We start from the raw sequence: 16,462 nt of genomic DNA on the forward strand, positions 1-16,462 counted from the left end.
CCAAACCATGAAGAAATTTTTCGAGACTATATCTAACATGTGGAAGATTGAGGAATTAAGAAATAGAATTCTTATGACTCTTGCACTTCTTTTGGTATATCGCTTTGGTTGCCAAATCGTACTTCCTGGTATTGATTCAAGTCAATTAGGGGGATTAGTCGATGGTACCGGAACAGATCAAGGAATATTTGGTTTGTTAAATGCTTTTACTGGTGGTGCATTTGCTAATGCATCAGTATTTGCATTAGGTATTATGCCATATATATCTGCATCAATTGTTGTACAATTAATGAGTATAGCAATTCCTTATTTGCAAAAGTTAGATAAAGAGGGTGAAAGTGGAAGAAAAACTAAAAATCAAATTACAAGATGGTTAACAATTGGTATCTGTATTGTACAGGCACCAACGTATTTGTTTGGCCTATCTGCATTTGGTGTTCCAGATTCAGCTTTTTTAATGGGTCGTGGTTTAGATTTCATGATTCCTGCAGTAATTATTTTAGTAACCGGTTGTGTTTTTGCAATGTGGCTTGGTGAAAAAATTACAGACAAGGGTATTGGTAATGGTATATCATTATTGATAATGATAGGTATTATAGCATCAATGCCACAGTCATTTGTTCAAGAAGCAGTTACTAGATGGAATGGTGTCGGTGGACCTATGATGGTTTTGGTTGAAATAATTATTTGGTTCTTAGTGATTTTAGCATGTGTGCTATTGGTGATGGCTATGCGTCAAATACCGGTACAATACGCTAGAAGAACAGCCTCAGGTGGTTATGAGAAAAATGCAATTGGATCAAGACAATATATTCCATTAAAATTGAATGCATCTGGTGTAATGCCTATTATATTTGCCCAAGCTATTATGTTTGTGCCAAGTATGTTGGGTGGCATGTTTAATGATACTACTGTTGGTCAGTGGATAGAAGTTCAATTTGCCGATATATTCGGATGGGCTTATAATTTGTTATTTGCGTTCTTAATTATCGTTTTCACTTTTTTCTATACAGCAATTACTGTTCCTACGAATAAGATGGCAGATGATTTAAAGAGAAGTGGTGGTTTTATTCCTGGTATTCGTCCCGGAAAAGAAACAGGAGATTATTTGGATAAAATAATGTCGTTAATTACATTGCCGGGGTCAATTTTCTTAGCACTATTAGCAGTATTACCAGCGGTAATAGTTAAAGTGTTGGATGTACAGGCAGGATGGGCATTATTTTACGGTGGAACATCACTATTAATTTTGGTTGGTGTAGCAATAGACACAGTACAGCAAGTAAATGCTTATTTATTAAATAGGCATTATGATGGCTTGATGAAAACAGGGAAAAATAGAAAAGTAGCATAGTTATAGGATGGCTAAACAAGCAGCAATAGAGCAAGATGGAAGTATAATTGAAGCATTATCAAATGCAATGTTTCGAGTTGAATTGGAGAACGGTCATGTAGTGACAGCTCACATTTCAGGTAAGATGCGTATGCACTACATAAAATTACTACCGGGTGATAAGGTTAAGCTTGAGATGAGCCCTTATGATTTAACAAAGGCAAGAATTACTTATAGATATTAGAAAGGATTTACAATGAAAGTAAGAGCATCCATAAAAAAGAGAAGTGCCGAGTGCAAAATAGTGCGCAGAAAAGGCAGATTGTACGTGATAAACAAAAAGAATCCTAGATTTAAACAAAGACAAGGATAATTATGGCAAGAATTGCAGGTATAGATATACCAAAACAAAAGCGTGGCGTAATCGCCCTTACCTATATTTTCGGTATTGGTAACAGTAGAGCTAAAGAAGTTTTAAGCATCGCTAAAGTAGATGAAGATACGAAGGTGTCTGATTGGAATGATGATGAAATCGGTAGAATTCGTGAAGCCGTTTCTAATTTTACTATAGAAGGTGAACTACGTTCTGAAACACAAATAAACATCAAGCGATTGATGGATATTGGTTGTTATCGTGGTATACGTCATAGATCAAGTCTTCCGTTAAGAGGTCAACGTACAAAGAACAACTCTAGAACAAGAAAAGGTAAAAGAAAAACTGTTGCTAACAAGAAGAAGGCAACTAAATAATTAAGTCATTAGTATTTAGTAGTTGGATTGAATCTGTTTGAAATGTAAAAGTTTAGGATTCTAATACTAACAACTAACAACTAGAAACTAAAAGATATGGCAAAAGCAAGTACAAAATCAGCAAAGAAACGTAAAGTTATAGTTGATAGCGTTGGTGAAGCACATGTAACAGCTTCATTCAATAATATTATAATATCATTGACCAATAAAAAGGGGGATGTTATTTCATGGTCTTCAGCAGGTAAAATGGGCTTTAGAGGTTCTAAAAAGAATACTCCTTATGCTGCTCAAGTTGCTGCAGAAGATTGTGCTAAAGTAGCACAAGAGGCAGGTTTAAAAAAGGTAAAAGTTTACGTTAAAGGTCCAGGAAATGGTCGTGAGTCTGCAATTCGCACACTTCATAATTCTGGAATTGAAGTAACAGAGATTATCGATGTTACTCCAATGCCTCATAATGGATGTAGACCTCCAAAAAGAAGAAGAGTTTAAGTACGTATTTTAATTTATTCATTCACGAGGTGTAATGACGATTATCGAAGGATAAGCCTTAATTCATAATCATACCTCAAATAAAAAGAAGATGGCAAGATATACAGGACCAAAAAGTAAAATTGCACGTAAATTCGGCGAAGCAATTTTTGGGGACGATAAGTCCTTTGAAAAGAAAAATTATCCTCCGGGACAACACGGTAATAACCGTAGAAGAGGTAAAAAATCAGAATACGCTGTCCAGTTGATGGAAAAGCAAAAAGCAAAGTATACCTACGGTATTCTTGAGAAGCAGTTTAGAAATATTTTTGCTGCAGCAAAAAGAAAAGAAGGTGTAACTGGTGAAGTACTACTTCAATTATGCGAAGCAAGATTAGATAATGTTGTTTATCGTATGGGTATTTCAAACTCAAGAAGAGGTGCTAGACAATTGGTTTCTCACAGGCATATTACAGTTAATGGTGAGTTGGTTAATATACCATCTTACTCTTTAAAAGCTGGTGATGTTGTTGGTGTTCGCGAGAAATCAAAATCTGTACAATCAATTCAAGATGCACTTTCTGCAAATAGTAGTGTATATGAATGGATAACTTGGAATTCAGAAAAAATGGAGGGTACTTTTGTTACTATTCCAGAAAGAATGCAAATTCCAGAGAATATCAAAGAACAATTAATCGTCGAGCTTTACTCTAAATAATTAATAAGAACACTGATTCACATGGCATTATTTAATTTTCAGAAACCCGATAAAGTAATAATGATCGATTCTTCAGATTTCGAAGGGAAATTTGAGTTTCGTCCATTAGAGCCTGGTTATGGATTGACCGTCGGTAACGCATTAAGAAGGGTATTGCTTTCATCTTTAGAAGGCCACGCCATAACATCTGTTAGAATTGACAATGTAGAACACGAGTTCTCTGTTATTCCTGGTGTTGTTGAAGATGTTACCGAAATTATTTTGAACTTAAAGCAAGTTCGTTTCAAGAAACAAATTGAAGATTCAGAGGCTGAAACTGTTGCTATTTCTGTAAGTGGAAAAGAGCAGTTAACAGCGGGTGATTTTCAAAAATTCATTTCTGGTTACCAGGTATTAAACCCAGACCTTGTTATTTGTAATATGGATGCAAAAGTTAGCATCAATATGGAAATAATTATTGAAAAAGGAAGAGGTTACGTACCAGCAGAAGAGAATAAAAAATCTGGAGCGCCACTTGGTACTATAGCAATTGATTCAATCTTTACTCCAATAAAAAATGTTAAGTATAGCATTGAAAACTTTAGAGTAGAGCAAAAAACTGATTATGAGAAATTAGTTTTTGAAATTGTAACAGATGGTTCTATTCATCCAAAAGATGCGTTGACCGAAGGTGCTAAAGTTTTGATACATCACTTTATGTTGTTTTCTGATGAGCGTATTACGCTTGAAGCGGATGAAATTGCTCAGACAGAAACATATGATGAAGAATCATTACATATGCGTCAATTATTGAAAACGAAATTGGTTGATATGGACCTTTCAGTTAGAGCATTAAATTGCTTAAAAGCTGCTGAAGTAGATACATTAGGTGATTTAGTTTCCTTCAATAAAAATGATTTAATGAAATTTAGAAATTTCGGTAAAAAATCATTAACCGAATTAGAAGAGCTTGTTATTAACAAGGGACTTAATTTCGGAATGGACTTAGCAAAATATAAATTAGATAAAGATTAACTGATATTTCTTACAGGAAGGGATATTCCCTCAGTTGGAGAAATACATAGAATAAAATAATGAGACACGGTAAAAAAGTAAATCATTTAGGAAGACAGACGGCGCATAGAAAAGCTATGTTAGCAAATATGGCCTGTTCCTTAATTGAACACAAGCGTATCAATACAACTGTAGCTAAAGCAAAAGCTTTAAAACAATTTATTGAGCCTTTAATTACGAAATCGAAAGCTGAGAATAATCAGTCTGCAGATAAGGGTACACATAATAGACGTATCGTTTTTAAATATCTTAGAGATAAGTATGCTGTAGGTGAGTTGTTCGGAGTTGTTTCAGAAAAAGTAGGTGATAGACCAGGAGGGTATACACGTATAATCAAGTTAGGAAATCGTTTGGGTGATAATGCCGATATGGCAATGATTGAACTTGTAGATTTCAATGAACTTTACAATGCAGGTAAGCCTAAGAAGAAAACTACTAGAAGAAGTAGAAGAGGTAGCGGTGCTAAAACTGAAACTCCACCAGTAGCGGTTGAGACTAAAACAGATGATTCAGAAGAATAGTATGTTAATTACTTATAATAATTGGAAAAGGATAAACTTAATAGTTTATCCTTTTTTTATATTATTTTGTGAAGTAATTGGGTTCAATTTGTTTTGTATTAGGAATGCAGTATATATTGCTACGAAATAATTTAAACTAGGATTAAAAATATATCAAATGAAATATAAGTCTAAAAGAAGAGCGATTTTATTGTTGGCCGATGGAACAATTTTCCATGGTAAATCGGTAGGAGATAAAGAAGGAACTGCCTTTGGCGAAGTGTGTTTCAATACAGGCATGACAGGGTATCAGGAGATTTTTACTGACCCTTCTTATTTTGGACAACTGATGGTAACTACTAATGCACATATTGGTAATTATGGAACCAATGTTGACGAAGTAGAATCTGAAGGAGTGAAAATTGCAGGTTTAATCTGTAAAAATTTCAGTTATAATTATTCAAGGCCAGATGCAGATAGTAGCCTTGAAGAGTTTTTAGATAAGAATAATTTATTTAGTATTTCAGATGTCGATACTAGAGCACTAGTTAGTTACATTAGAGATAATGGAGCTATGAATGCTGTGATTTCGACAGACGTGGATAATATTAAATCATTAAAGGGGAAATTAGCTGAAGTGCCTAGTATGGAAGGTCTTGAGTTGGCTTCTAAGGTTTCGACAAAAGAACCTTATTATTATGGTGATGAAAACGCCACGTATAGAATTTCAGCATTAGATATTGGTATAAAGAAGAATATACTTAGAAATATTTCTAAAAGAGATGCCTATATAAAGGTATTTCCTTACGATGCTACTTTTGAAGAAATGAAAGCATGGCAACCCAATGGTTATTTTATTTCTAATGGTCCGGGGGATCCTGAACCTTTGTCAGCAGCAATTGATACTGCTAAAAAAATAATAGCAAGTGATAGCCCACTTTTTGGAATTTGTTTAGGTCATCAGGTAATAGCATTAGCCAATGGGGTATCAACGTATAAAATGCATAACGGGCATAGGGGTATAAATCATCCAGTTAAGAATTTACTAACTGGTAAAGGGGAAATCACATCTCAAAATCACGGTTTTGCCATCAATAAAGAAGAAACTGAAGCTAATAATGCTTTAGAGATTACCCATGTTCATTTAAACGATCAAACAGTTGCCGGTATTCGAATGAAGGATAAAAATGTTTTTTCTGTACAGTATCATCCAGAAGCAAGTCCAGGTCCTCATGATGCAGAATATCTTTTTGATCAATTTCATGATTTAATTAAGAAAACCGCAAAAGAAACGGTGTCATAGTTAAGAAATCATTATTCCTTTTAATATACCTAAAGGACAGCATATTATGAGGCGGGTCTTTTGTATATTTGATATTAGAAAAAAACAATTTAAAACATAGTATATGAGTATCATTCTTAGCGTACATGCAAGACAAATCTTAGATTCAAGAGGTAACCCTACGGTAGAGGTAGATGTAGTAACTGAAAATGGCGTAATGGGTCGTGCTGCCGTGCCTTCTGGGGCTTCAACAGGTGAGCACGAAGCTGTTGAACTTAGAGATGGTGGCGATACCTTTATGGGTAAAGCTGTGATGAAAGCCGTAAATAATGTTAATACATTAATAGCTGAAGAAATTTTAGGCATGTTGGTATTTGATCAAAATTTAATTGATCAAACAATGGTTGATTTAGATGGTACTCCAAATAAGTCAAAATTAGGAGCTAATGCAATATTAGGCGTTTCTTTAGCAGTGGCTAAAGCTGCAGCTAATGAATTGGGTCAATCTTTATATAAGTACGTAGGTGGTGTAAGTGCAAATACTTTACCCGTTCCTATGATGAATATTATAAATGGTGGTTCGCACTCAGATGCACCAATTGCATTTCAAGAATTTATGGTAATGCCTGTAAAGGCAAAAAATTTCAGTCACGCTATGCAAATGGGAACTGAGATTTTTCATAATCTTAAAAAAGTACTTCATGACAGAGGTTTAAGTACTGCCGTTGGTGATGAGGGTGGTTTTGCACCAAATTTGGCTGGTGGTACTGAAGATGCTCTAGATACAATAGCTAAAGCTGTTGATAAAGCAGGGTACAAATTAGGTGATGACGTAATGATTGCATTAGATTGTGCTGCTGCAGAATTTTTCGTTGATGGAAAATACGATTATACCAAATTTGAAGGTGATAAAGGAGTAATTAGAACATCTGAAGAACAAGCTCAATATTTAGCGGAATTGAGTGCTAAATATCCAATCATATCAATTGAAGATGGTATGGATGAAAATGATTGGGATGGTTGGAAAGCACTAACAGAAAAAATCGGTGATAAGGTGCAGCTCGTTGGTGATGATCTTTTTGTTACTAATGTAGAGCGACTTTCGAAAGGAATTGAGAATGGTATTGCCAATTCAATTTTAATTAAAGTTAACCAGATTGGTACTTTAACTGAAACTATCGCCGCAGTTAATATGGCTAAAAATGCTGGTTATACTTCAGTAATGAGTCACCGTTCTGGAGAAACAGAAGATAATACGATTGCTGATTTAGCAGTTGCCTTAAATACTGGTCAGATAAAGACTGGTTCAGCTTCTCGTTCTGATCGTATGGCAAAATACAACCAACTTTTGCGTATTGAAGAAGAGTTAGGTAGCATGGCATATTATCCACAAGAAAAAGCATTTAAAATCAAATAATTTATCTAATTGATAATAAAAGAGCCTTTCTTCCTATACTTTCTAGGTTAGAAAGGCTTTTTTTTTGTGAGGTCTTAAAAGTTTACTTACCTTTTTATTAATTCTTTAAAAACGCAAACACTAACTCGCAAATAACGTACTATATGAATAAATTTCTTTTTGTCGCCGCTGAAAATGATGCTCTTGATAAATGTAAAGCTGGAGGTATGGGAGATGTTGTTAGAGATGTGCCAAGAGAAATTGTTAGTAGAGGAGATCAGGTTCATGTGGTTGTGCCTTCATATTCTAGATTGCACCAAGGAGGTGTATTGTTATCTGCTCTTAAATTTGAACTAAGAGGTACAACTTATTTTGCTGAACTTTATGAAGTAGCGCCTAAAAAGGAATTTGAAAATTTAAAACATTATGTCATTCATCATCCGGAAATTGAAGCTGGTGAGATTGGACATATTTATCATGATGATCCTGAAGAGCCTTTTTACACAGATTTTTTAAAGTTTACTATTTTTTGTACGGCCGTAGCAGAAGCAATGAAAAAAAATGCTTTTGGAGAATTAGATATTGTTCATATGCATGATTGGCATTCTAGTCTGTTGTTATTTTTAAAAGAATATGTACCTGCATATAAATCGCTTCAGCAATACAGATATATTTATTCCATTCATAATTTGGCGATTCAAGGTATACGACCTTTCGAAAATAACTATGCTTCCATGCTAAATTGGTTTCCTGAAATAGTGTTGGATAAGGAAAGATTAATGGATTACCGTTATACTGATTGTATCAATTTAATGGCTGTAGGCATACGATTGTCTGATGCGGTACAAACAGTTTCGCCGTCATATAAAGATGATATACTCCAACCTAGTGCACCGCCAGAATTCATTGGTGGTGAAGGATTAGAAAACGATTTGCGAAAAGCGAATGATGAAGGTCGATTATTCGGAATATTAAATGGTTCTAATTACGCAAATATAAGAGCTGCTGAAAAAGGTCTATTGTATAGGAATACGGTTTCTGCGCTATTCAAATGGTTACAAGAAGAGGATAAAAAATATAAATCAGATTTTTTAGCACATACTGGCGAGAAGGTGATGGAGTATGTGAAAGGTAATCGTCCTAAATTTATTGCTTCGAGTGTGGCGCGGCTAACAGAACAAAAATTTTACTTTGTAAAACGGTCGCCAGAAGCTTTTGTTGAAATTCTGAAAAAACTAGAAGAAATTGATGGCGTTTTTATGCTTTTAGGAACTGGTGCGCCGGATTATGAAGAAACCTTTCGGGAGTTAAGCTATAAACATAAGAATTTTATTTTTACCAATGGACAATCGGAAGATCTTATAGATTCTATCTATCTAGAATCCGATTTGTATTTTATGCCAAGCCTTTTTGAGCCCTGTGGAATTAGCCAAATGTTAGCAATGCGTAATGGTAATCCTTGTTTAGTTCATAATACTGGGGGTCTAAAAGATACAGTTAAGCATCTGGAAACAGGTTTTAGTTTTGATGGTGATTCTTATGACGATAAAATAAGGAGTATGGTAGATACTTTTGGTTTAGCAATTGATATTTATACAAATGATAAACCGCAGTGGAAAAAAATACAAAAAAATGCTAAAGCCATGCGTTTTACATGGAAAAAATCAGTTGATCAGTACTATGAGCATTTATATCATATGAGCAATTAATTCAGCATAATGGTCTAAACAATTAGACTATTTTTAGCAGTGTTGTTAATATATCTAAAAATGGAAATGATAATTGTCAAAATAGTACCTTTTACGTAACTTTACAATCGATTTAATTTAATAGAAAACACAAAGAATGTCAGATAAAGCTACATTAGAATACAATGGTAATAAGTATGAGTTTCCAGTAATTAAGGGGACCGAAGATGAACTTGCTATAGATATTAAAACCTTGAGAGGTGCTACAGGAGGGATGATTACTATTGATCCGGGGTACAAAAACACCGGAAGTTGTGAGAGTGAAATTACGTTCTTAGATGGGGAAAAAGGTATTTTAAGATATCGTGGATATTCTATTGAGGAACTTGCAGAAAAAGCAGATTTTCTAGAAACATGTTATTTGCTAATTTTTGGTGAATTACCAAATAAAGAGCAACTTGATGCTTTTCATTTGGATATTAAAAATGAATCGCATGTTGATGAGGAAATGAAAAAGATATTAGATGCATTTCCGAAATCGGCACACCCAATGGGCGTACTTACATCTTTAACAAGTGCATTAATAGCTTTTAATCCTGTTTCAGTAAATGTTACTTCTGCAGATGAAATGTATGGTGCAATTGTAAGGATTTTGGCAAAATTTCCTGTTTTAGTGGCATGGACGTTAAGAAAGAAAAAGGGACTACCTTTAGATTATGGAGATGATTCTCTTGGTTATGTTGAGAATATCCATAAGATGATGTTTAAAAAACCATCTAAAGATTATACTAGAAATGAGGTTGTTATTAATGCTTTAGATCAATTGCTAATATTGCATGCTGATCATGAACAAAACTGTTCAACTTCTACAGTAAGAATCGTAGGTTCTTCGCATGCAGGACTTTTTGCATCACTTTCTGCAGGTATCTCTGCACTTTGGGGACCATTACATGGTGGTGCTAATCAAGCGGTATTAGAAATGCTTGAAGCCATTGTTGCTGATGGTGGCGATACAAAAAAGTATATGGCTAAAGCTAAAGATAAATCGGATCCATTTCGTCTAATGGGCTTTGGGCATAGAGTTTATAAAAACTTCGATCCACGAGCAAAAATTATTAAAAAAGCTGCTGATGAAATTTTAGCAGATTTAGGTATAGAAGATCCTATTCTAGAAGTCGCTAAGGGATTGGAAAAAGAAGCTTTAGAAGATCAATATTTTGTTGATAGAAAATTATATCCAAATGTAGATTTCTACTCTGGTGTAATTTATAGAGCATTAGGTATTCCAACAGAGATGTTTACTGTAATGTTTGCATTGGGTCGTTTGCCAGGTTGGATAGCGCAATGGCGTGAAATGAGACTAAGAAATGAGCCGATTGGAAGACCAAGACAAGTATATATTGGTGAAAAACATCGTCCGTTTGTAAATCTCGAATCGCGGTAGATTGCTACCTTAATAAAAAACAAAAAAGGCTCTTTTTTAATTAAAAGGGCCTTTTTTATATAGTATTACGATTGATAAAAAAGATATTTATATGTTGCACTTAAATGTTAATGATGAAATTTCAAATTTAAAGGCTGTTCTGTTAGGTACAGCCAATAGTTGTGGACCTACACCAAAACCAGAAGAGGCCTATGACCCAAAATCATTAGAACATATCCTAGCTGGTACTTATCCGCAAGAAGAAGATATGATTTTGGAAATGGATGCATTTGCCAATGTGTTTGAGAAATATGGCGTGCTAGTCCATCGACCAGAAGTAATAGAAAATTGTAATCAGATATTTTCGCGAGATATTGCTTTTGTTATTGGACAAAAATTAATTTTAGCGAATATCCTTCCTAATCGAGAAAAAGAGATCGAAGCTATATTACACGTGTTAGATAGAATTGCCCCAGAGAATATTATTCGACTACCAGAGGAAGTTCATGTAGAAGGAGGAGATGTTATGCCATGGAATGAATATATATTTATTGGTACATATTCAGGAGATGATTACTCAGATTGGATAACAGCAAGAACTAATAAAGAGGCCGTAGCTTTTATTGCAGAACTCTTTCCAGATAAAAAAATAAAATCTTTCGAATTGCGTAAATCAAAAAATGCTCGTGAAAATGCGCTTCATTTAGATTGTTGTTTTCAACCCTTAGGAAAAGGGAAAGCGATAATTCATGAAAATGGGTTTTTAATTGAAGAAGAGTATCAATGGTTGGTAGATTTCTTTGGTAAACAAAACATCTTTGAAATAAGTAATGACGAAATGTATCAAATGTTTAGTAATGTTTTTTCTATATCACCGGAAGTGGTTGTTTCTGAGAAAAGTTTTACGAGACTGAACAATTGGTTACGAGACCAAGGCTTTATAGTTGAAGAAATTCCATATTCCGAAATATCTAAACAAGAAGGTTTATTACGTTGCAGTACATTACCATTGATAAGAAAATAAATTTAAATATGCAGATAACCAATACAATACTAATGATTCGGCCAGTTAGTTTTCGCATGAACGAACAGACTGCTGTGAATAATTATTTTCAAGAAGATCTTGATTTTAAGAATTCAGAAATTAATAAAAAGGCACAAACTGAGTTTGATGATTTTGTAAACGTCCTTCGTAAGAATAGTGTTAAAGTGATTGTTATAGAAGACATTACAGAGCCAGATACTCCAGATTCAATTTTTCCTAATAATTGGATTTCTTTTCATGAAAATGGTACGGTTGGAGTATACCCTATGTTTGCCGAAAATAGACGAAAAGAACGTAGAGATGATGTTTTTACTGTATTGGAAGAGCAGGGTTTTGTAATAAATGATATAATAGACTACACTTCTGCGGAGGAGGAAGGTTTGTTTTTGGAAGGAACAGGAAGTATACTATTGGATAGAGAAAACAAAAAAGCTTATTGTGCACTTTCTGAACGTGCTAATGAAGAATTGTTTATTGAATTTTGCGAGGATTTTGACTGCTTTCCAGTAATATTCACGGCAAATCAAACTGTAGCCGACAAGCGTTTACCGATTTATCACACAAATGTTATGATGGCAATGGGTGAATCATTTGTAGTTATTTGCTTAGATGCAATAGATGATAAGCAAGAGCGTAAAAGTATAATTAATCATCTTAAAGGTGATGGAAAAGAAATAATAGCTATTAGTGAAAAACAGATGCATAATTTTGCAGGCAATATGTTGCAGGTATTAGGTGCCGAAGGTCAGAGATTCATGGTAATGAGTTCTGCTGCTTTTCATAGTTTAAATGAATTACAAATTACCGCATTAGAAAAACATAACACAATTCTGCATAGTTCTTTGAACACCATAGAAACTTGCGGTGGAGGTAGTGCACGTTGTATGATGGCAGAAGTTTTTTTACCAAAAGCTAAAAGCTAGTTATAATTTAACTTTTGTTTTTTAGCAATATTACGAATCATGCCACCAAATATAAAATAATGAAATGGTACGATGGAATACCAATAGAGGCGACCTTTTAGGCCACGAGGACGAAAGGTTGCAGTTTGATGAAGTATATTGTTTTCATCAATTTTAAATTCCAACCAGGCTTCACCTGGCAATTTCATTTCAGCAAAAAGCAATAATCGTTTTCCTTTTTTATCAGCCAAAAGAACACGCCAGAAATCTAGTGCATCACCTGCAAAAATTTTATCGGGATGTGTTCTTCCTCTTCGTAAACCTACTCCACCTAAAATTTTATCAAGAAATCCCCTTATTTTCCATAGCCAATTTCCATAATACCAACCATTATCGCCACCAATTTTCCAGATGTTTTCTAATACGACATCAGGGTTATTTATTTTAAGTTTTTTTTCGTCTTTTAAAATTCCATATTTGGGTACTTGAATAAACTTTTCTAAGTTTTTGGTAAATCTGCCGCTTACCATGCTGTCTTTCCAACTACTTACAACAAGATTCTGCTCTATTTTATTAAAAGCCATGTTTATAGCCTCCGTATAAGAATGTGTTTTTATTCCTAAAATTTTTTCTAATCGATTATCGTTAGCCACTACCTCTATTTTCATGCTATCTACTAAATTTAAGGCCAATCGATACGATGTAGAGGTGACAAAATACAACCAGTAGCTCGATAGTTTTGGGGTCATTACCGGTACAGTATAAATCCAATTTTTAAAGCCTCTTACCTTGGCATATTGATGTAACATTTCTTTATAGGTTAAAACATCTGGTCCGGCAATATCGAAAGAATCGTTGTATGTTTTTTCATTGCCTAGAACTCCAGTTAAAAAGTGAATTATATCACGAATAGCAATGGGCTGTGTTTTTGTTTTAACCCACTTGGGGGTTATCATTATTGGTAACTTTTCACTGAGGTCACGTATGATTTCAAATGAAGAGCTTCCCGAGCCAACGATGATGCCAGCTCGAAGAACAGTTAAATTAAATGTACCCTTGTAAAGAATATTTTCGACGTTTTTTCTTGAAGATAAGTGTTTAGAAAGTGTATCGTCATTTACGATACCACTAAGGTATATCACTTGTTTTACATTCGTATTTTTTAAATAAGCGTTGAAGTTTCTAGCTGTATTTGCTTCTTTCTCATCAAAATCTTTGGCCGATGAATTCATAGAATGAATAAGAAAATAAGCGGCATCAATATTCTTCGGAAGAATATCTTCATCAACCTCTTTTAGAAAGTCAATCTCTACTATTTCTATTCTTTTTTTAATCTCATTGTCAACCGATAAACGTCCAGCATCACGAACTGCACAAATAACATGATGTCCTAAATCTAATAGTTGAGGCAATAATCGCATGCCGATATAACCATTGGCACCTGTGAGTAATATATTCATAAATCGTGAATTGAGGGTGGTAAATTATCAGCTTTATAATCTAGCATTTTACGAAGAAACTTTTGAATTGCTTTTGTATCTGCTTTAATCTTAATAAAGTAATTGTCGCGGTAAATGGTGTAAGTAGCTAAATCACCTTTATACACGCTTAATTTGTAATAGGGTATAACCAAAGCGAAAGTCTCTAATAACGAACGAAAACGAAGAATAATACCCTTTGGTCTTAGTTCTATGTTGCACGAATTAGTATTGTTATCTAAGATCAATAGATTATTGATTTCAAAACTAGTTTTAATAATGAATAATTTTGGGGACCCGATTCCATTCATTTGCCATCGTTCTTTTATGGTAAAGGGTTTGCCAACGGTGTTTTCTACTTTATTAGTTATATTTTTATTGTTGTATGACACATTTACCAACATAGCGTTTCTTTTACATAAGCATTCTTAAGTTAATCAATCTTTGGTTATTGAGTGTGGTATTACCAATAAAAGCGTAAAAAATGATTAGTTTTGCAGCCGATAAAACTATATTTAATGAGCATTCAAGCTGTTTTAGAGTCCAAAGTTAAAGAGGCGATTTCTACTATTTTTAATACGGAGTTGCCATCTGTTGAATTTCAACCTACTCGTAAAGATTTTGAAGGTGATATTACTATTGTGGTTTTTCCGATGTTACGGGTTTTAAAGGGTAATCCGGTACAGATTGGAAATCAAATAGGAGAATACCTTGTATCAGAACTTGATCATGTTACTAGTTTTAATGTCATAAAAGGTTTTTTAAATTTAGTAATTAGTCCGGCTTTGTATCTAAACTTTTTTAATTCGATAAAAGATAAGACTGATTATGGGTTTGTAAATGGTAGTGATACTGGTGCTGTTATGGTCGAGTATTCTTCACCTAATACAAATAAACCGCTCCACTTAGGGCATATTAGAAATAACCTATTGGGATATTCTGTTTCTGAAATACTAAAAGCATCTGGTAAAAAAGTATATAAAACTCAGATTATTAATGATCGTGGTATTCATATTTGCAAAAGTATGTTGGCATGGCAAAAGTTTGGAAATAGAGAAACCCCTGAAAGCACAGGATTAAAAGGTGATAAGTTAGTTGGTAATTACTATGTGGCTTTCGATAAAGCATATAAGGCTGAAGTTGCAAAACTTGTTGAAAGTGGTATTCAAAAAGAAGTTGCCGAAAAAGAAGCGCCTTTGTTAGTTGAGGCTCAAGAAATGCTTCGTAAATGGGAGGCTGGAAATGAAGAGGTGGTTGCTTTATGGTCGAAAATGAATGGCTGGGTTTATGATGGATTCGAAAAGACTTATAAAGAATTAGGTGTAGATTTTGACACTTTATATTATGAAAGTAATACTTATTTATTAGGAAAAGATTTTGTTGCTGAAGGTCTAGAAAATGGCGTGTTTTTTACTAAAGATGATGGAAGTGTTTGGATAGACCTTACTGATGAAGGTCTAGATGAAAAAATAGTATTACGTTCAGATGGTACGGCGGTTTACATGACTCAAGATATTGGTACAGCAATACAACGTGTAAAGGATTATCCTGATGTAGAAGGTATGGTTTATACCGTTGGTAATGAACAAGATTACCATTTTAAAGTTTTGTTTTTAATTCTGAAGAAGTTAGGCTTTTCATGGTCAGAAAACTTACATCATTTAAGCTATGGTATGGTAGATTTGCCAAGTGGTAAAATGAAAAGTAGAGAAGGCACTGTGGTTGATGCAGATGATTTAATGGTTGATATGACGGCTACTGCTGCTAAGATATCTGAAGATTTAGGTAAACTAGAAGGCTATTCAGAAGATGAGAAATCGGCCTTATACAAAATGATTGGTTTAGGGGCCTTGAAATATTATATTTTAAAAGTGGACCCTAAAAAGAGAATTCTTTTTGATCCGGAAGAATCAGTAGATTTCCAAGGTAATACCGGTCCTTTTATTCAATATACCTATGCAAGAATTCAATCGATTCTTAGAAAGGCAGCTAAAACAAATGTTGCTTCTACAACAGAGTTAGATGAGACTTTGCAGTTGCATGAAAAAGAGAAAGAACTAATTAAGCAAATTCAGTTATTCCCAGAAATAATTCAACTAGCTGCAGAAAATTATAGTCCAGCCTTAATAGCAAACTACACCTATGATTTGGTAAAGGAATTTAATTCTTTTTATCAGCAGGTGTCAATATTAGGAGAGAGTGATGAACAGAAAAAGGTATTACGAGTACAACTCTCTAAAAAAGTTAGTGAGGTAATTGAATCTGCCTTTAAATTATTAGGCATCGAAGTTCCAGAAAGAATGTAATATTATCCCTTACAAGTGTCATAAATTCTTTAATTATTCTATAACAAAAATAACAGTATGCGTTTTTTTTAGACGCATGTATATTGTTGTTAATTATTATATTTAAGGATGAAAATATCC

The 16,462-nt window shown here is 34.0% G+C and carries 17 protein-coding genes; 15 read left to right on the plus strand and 2 right to left on the minus strand.

The features are described 5' to 3' along the window. The first annotated feature begins 7 nt into the window (after positions 1 to 7). The 14 genes from secY (at position 8) to ctlX (ending at position 12,579) form a co-directional block, all read left to right on the plus strand. A complete protein-coding gene (gene secY / locus UH7x_RS12115; protein ID WP_482360187.1) occupies positions 8 to 1,354 on the plus strand; it encodes a preprotein translocase subunit SecY in 1,347 nt (448 codons plus the stop codon). A 7-nt stretch (positions 1,355 to 1,361) separates the two neighbouring features. Beyond that, positions 1,362 to 1,577, plus strand: a complete 216-nt coding sequence (gene infA, locus UH7x_RS12120; RefSeq protein ID WP_013305172.1) for a translation initiation factor IF-1 — start codon at positions 1,362 to 1,364, stop codon at positions 1,575 to 1,577. 12 nt (positions 1,578 to 1,589) lie between these two features. Continuing rightward, positions 1,590 to 1,706 carry a type B 50S ribosomal protein L36 gene (gene ykgO / locus UH7x_RS12125; protein ID WP_013621733.1) on the plus strand — a complete coding sequence of 39 codons (117 nt, stop codon included), beginning with the start codon at positions 1,590 to 1,592 and terminating at the stop codon, positions 1,704 to 1,706. 2 nt (positions 1,707 to 1,708) lie between these two features. Further along, the gene (rpsM, locus tag UH7x_RS12130) at positions 1,709 to 2,083 is read left to right on the plus strand and encodes a 30S ribosomal protein S13 (RefSeq protein WP_482360188.1); all 375 of its coding nucleotides are present in this window, start codon (positions 1,709 to 1,711) and stop codon (positions 2,081 to 2,083) included. A gap of 96 nt (positions 2,084 to 2,179) precedes the next feature. Beyond that, positions 2,180 to 2,572, plus strand: coding sequence for a 30S ribosomal protein S11 (rpsK, locus tag UH7x_RS12135; RefSeq protein ID WP_348148234.1), 393 nt, complete (start codon positions 2,180 to 2,182; stop codon positions 2,570 to 2,572). Between the two features lie 91 nt (positions 2,573 to 2,663). After that, positions 2,664 to 3,269: a 30S ribosomal protein S4 gene (rpsD, locus tag UH7x_RS12140; protein WP_482360189.1), complete on the plus strand. Its 606-nt coding sequence runs from the start codon at positions 2,664 to 2,666 to the stop codon at positions 3,267 to 3,269. Positions 3,270 to 3,290: 21 nt separating this feature from the next. Next, positions 3,291 to 4,283 (plus strand): DNA-directed RNA polymerase subunit alpha, encoded by a 993-nt coding sequence (locus UH7x_RS12145; RefSeq protein WP_153757419.1) that lies wholly within the window; start codon positions 3,291 to 3,293, stop codon positions 4,281 to 4,283. Between the two features lie 59 nt (positions 4,284 to 4,342). Beyond that, on the plus strand, positions 4,343 to 4,843 hold the full coding sequence (gene rplQ / locus UH7x_RS12150; protein WP_482360190.1) for a 50S ribosomal protein L17: 501 nt from the start codon (positions 4,343 to 4,345) through the stop codon (positions 4,841 to 4,843). 157 nt (positions 4,844 to 5,000) lie between these two features. Then, positions 5,001 to 6,125, plus strand: a complete 1,125-nt coding sequence (gene carA, locus UH7x_RS12155; RefSeq protein WP_482360191.1) for a glutamine-hydrolyzing carbamoyl-phosphate synthase small subunit — start codon at positions 5,001 to 5,003, stop codon at positions 6,123 to 6,125. 103 nt (positions 6,126 to 6,228) lie between these two features. Then, entirely contained in the window at positions 6,229 to 7,521 is a 1,293-nt protein-coding gene (gene eno / locus UH7x_RS12160; protein WP_482360192.1) for a phosphopyruvate hydratase, read from the plus strand. 143 nt (positions 7,522 to 7,664) lie between these two features. Then, positions 7,665 to 9,209, plus strand: coding sequence for a glycogen synthase (locus UH7x_RS12165; protein ID WP_482360193.1), 1,545 nt, complete (start codon positions 7,665 to 7,667; stop codon positions 9,207 to 9,209). 136 nt (positions 9,210 to 9,345) lie between these two features. Continuing rightward, positions 9,346 to 10,632, plus strand: coding sequence for a citrate synthase (locus UH7x_RS12170; protein ID WP_482360194.1), 1,287 nt, complete (start codon positions 9,346 to 9,348; stop codon positions 10,630 to 10,632). Between the two features lie 91 nt (positions 10,633 to 10,723). Then, positions 10,724 to 11,635 (plus strand): dimethylarginine dimethylaminohydrolase family protein, encoded by a 912-nt coding sequence (locus tag UH7x_RS12175; RefSeq protein WP_482360195.1) that lies wholly within the window; start codon positions 10,724 to 10,726, stop codon positions 11,633 to 11,635. 8 nt (positions 11,636 to 11,643) lie between these two features. Further along, the gene (gene ctlX, locus UH7x_RS12180) at positions 11,644 to 12,579 is read left to right on the plus strand and encodes a citrulline utilization hydrolase CtlX (RefSeq protein ID WP_482360196.1); all 936 of its coding nucleotides are present in this window, start codon (positions 11,644 to 11,646) and stop codon (positions 12,577 to 12,579) included. Here the strand turns inward: ctlX and UH7x_RS12185 are convergent. Both UH7x_RS12185 and UH7x_RS12190 read right to left on the minus strand, forming a co-directional pair. Beyond that, positions 12,576 to 14,018: an SDR family oxidoreductase gene (locus UH7x_RS12185; RefSeq protein WP_482360197.1), complete on the minus strand. Its 1,443-nt coding sequence runs from the start codon at positions 14,016 to 14,018 to the stop codon at positions 12,576 to 12,578. The genes ctlX and UH7x_RS12185 overlap by 4 nt on opposite strands. Further along, a complete protein-coding gene (locus UH7x_RS12190) occupies positions 14,015 to 14,440 on the minus strand; it encodes a hypothetical protein (RefSeq protein ID WP_482360198.1) in 426 nt (141 codons plus the stop codon). The genes UH7x_RS12185 and UH7x_RS12190 overlap by 4 nt, the downstream gene beginning before the upstream one ends. 114 nt (positions 14,441 to 14,554) lie before the next feature. Here UH7x_RS12190 and argS point away from each other — a divergent pair, with 114 nt between their 5' ends. After that, positions 14,555 to 16,342 carry an arginine--tRNA ligase gene (gene argS / locus UH7x_RS12195; RefSeq protein WP_482360199.1) on the plus strand — a complete coding sequence of 596 codons (1,788 nt, stop codon included), beginning with the start codon at positions 14,555 to 14,557 and terminating at the stop codon, positions 16,340 to 16,342. Positions 16,343 to 16,462 lie beyond the last annotated feature (120 nt).

It is taken from the genome of Aurantibacter sp. UH7 (assembly GCF_056839165.1).

Bases quoted from the DNA above. Each gene is read 5' to 3' on its own strand.
- secY (WP_482360187.1), top strand. From the start codon at position 8: ATGAAGAAATTTTTCGAGACTATATCTAACATGTGGAAGATTGAGGAA.
- infA (WP_013305172.1), top strand. From the start codon at position 1,362: ATGGCTAAACAAGCAGCAATAGAGCAAGATGGAAGTATAATTGAAGCA.
- ykgO (WP_013621733.1), top strand. From the start codon at position 1,590: ATGAAAGTAAGAGCATCCATAAAAAAGAGAAGTGCCGAGTGCAAAATA.
- rpsM (WP_482360188.1), top strand. From the start codon at position 1,709: ATGGCAAGAATTGCAGGTATAGATATACCAAAACAAAAGCGTGGCGTA.
- rpsK (WP_348148234.1), top strand. From the start codon at position 2,180: ATGGCAAAAGCAAGTACAAAATCAGCAAAGAAACGTAAAGTTATAGTT.
- rpsD (WP_482360189.1), top strand. From the start codon at position 2,664: ATGGCAAGATATACAGGACCAAAAAGTAAAATTGCACGTAAATTCGGC.
- UH7x_RS12145 (WP_153757419.1), top strand. From the start codon at position 3,291: ATGGCATTATTTAATTTTCAGAAACCCGATAAAGTAATAATGATCGAT.
- rplQ (WP_482360190.1), top strand. From the start codon at position 4,343: ATGAGACACGGTAAAAAAGTAAATCATTTAGGAAGACAGACGGCGCAT.
- carA (WP_482360191.1), top strand. From the start codon at position 5,001: ATGAAATATAAGTCTAAAAGAAGAGCGATTTTATTGTTGGCCGATGGA.
- eno (WP_482360192.1), top strand. From the start codon at position 6,229: ATGAGTATCATTCTTAGCGTACATGCAAGACAAATCTTAGATTCAAGA.
- UH7x_RS12165 (WP_482360193.1), top strand. From the start codon at position 7,665: ATGAATAAATTTCTTTTTGTCGCCGCTGAAAATGATGCTCTTGATAAA.
- UH7x_RS12170 (WP_482360194.1), top strand. From the start codon at position 9,346: ATGTCAGATAAAGCTACATTAGAATACAATGGTAATAAGTATGAGTTT.
- UH7x_RS12175 (WP_482360195.1), top strand. From the start codon at position 10,724: ATGTTGCACTTAAATGTTAATGATGAAATTTCAAATTTAAAGGCTGTT.
- ctlX (WP_482360196.1), top strand. From the start codon at position 11,644: ATGCAGATAACCAATACAATACTAATGATTCGGCCAGTTAGTTTTCGC.
- UH7x_RS12185 (WP_482360197.1), bottom strand. From the start codon at position 14,018: ATGAATATATTACTCACAGGTGCCAATGGTTATATCGGCATGCGATTA.
- UH7x_RS12190 (WP_482360198.1), bottom strand. From the start codon at position 14,440: ATGTTGGTAAATGTGTCATACAACAATAAAAATATAACTAATAAAGTA.
- argS (WP_482360199.1), top strand. From the start codon at position 14,555: ATGAGCATTCAAGCTGTTTTAGAGTCCAAAGTTAAAGAGGCGATTTCT.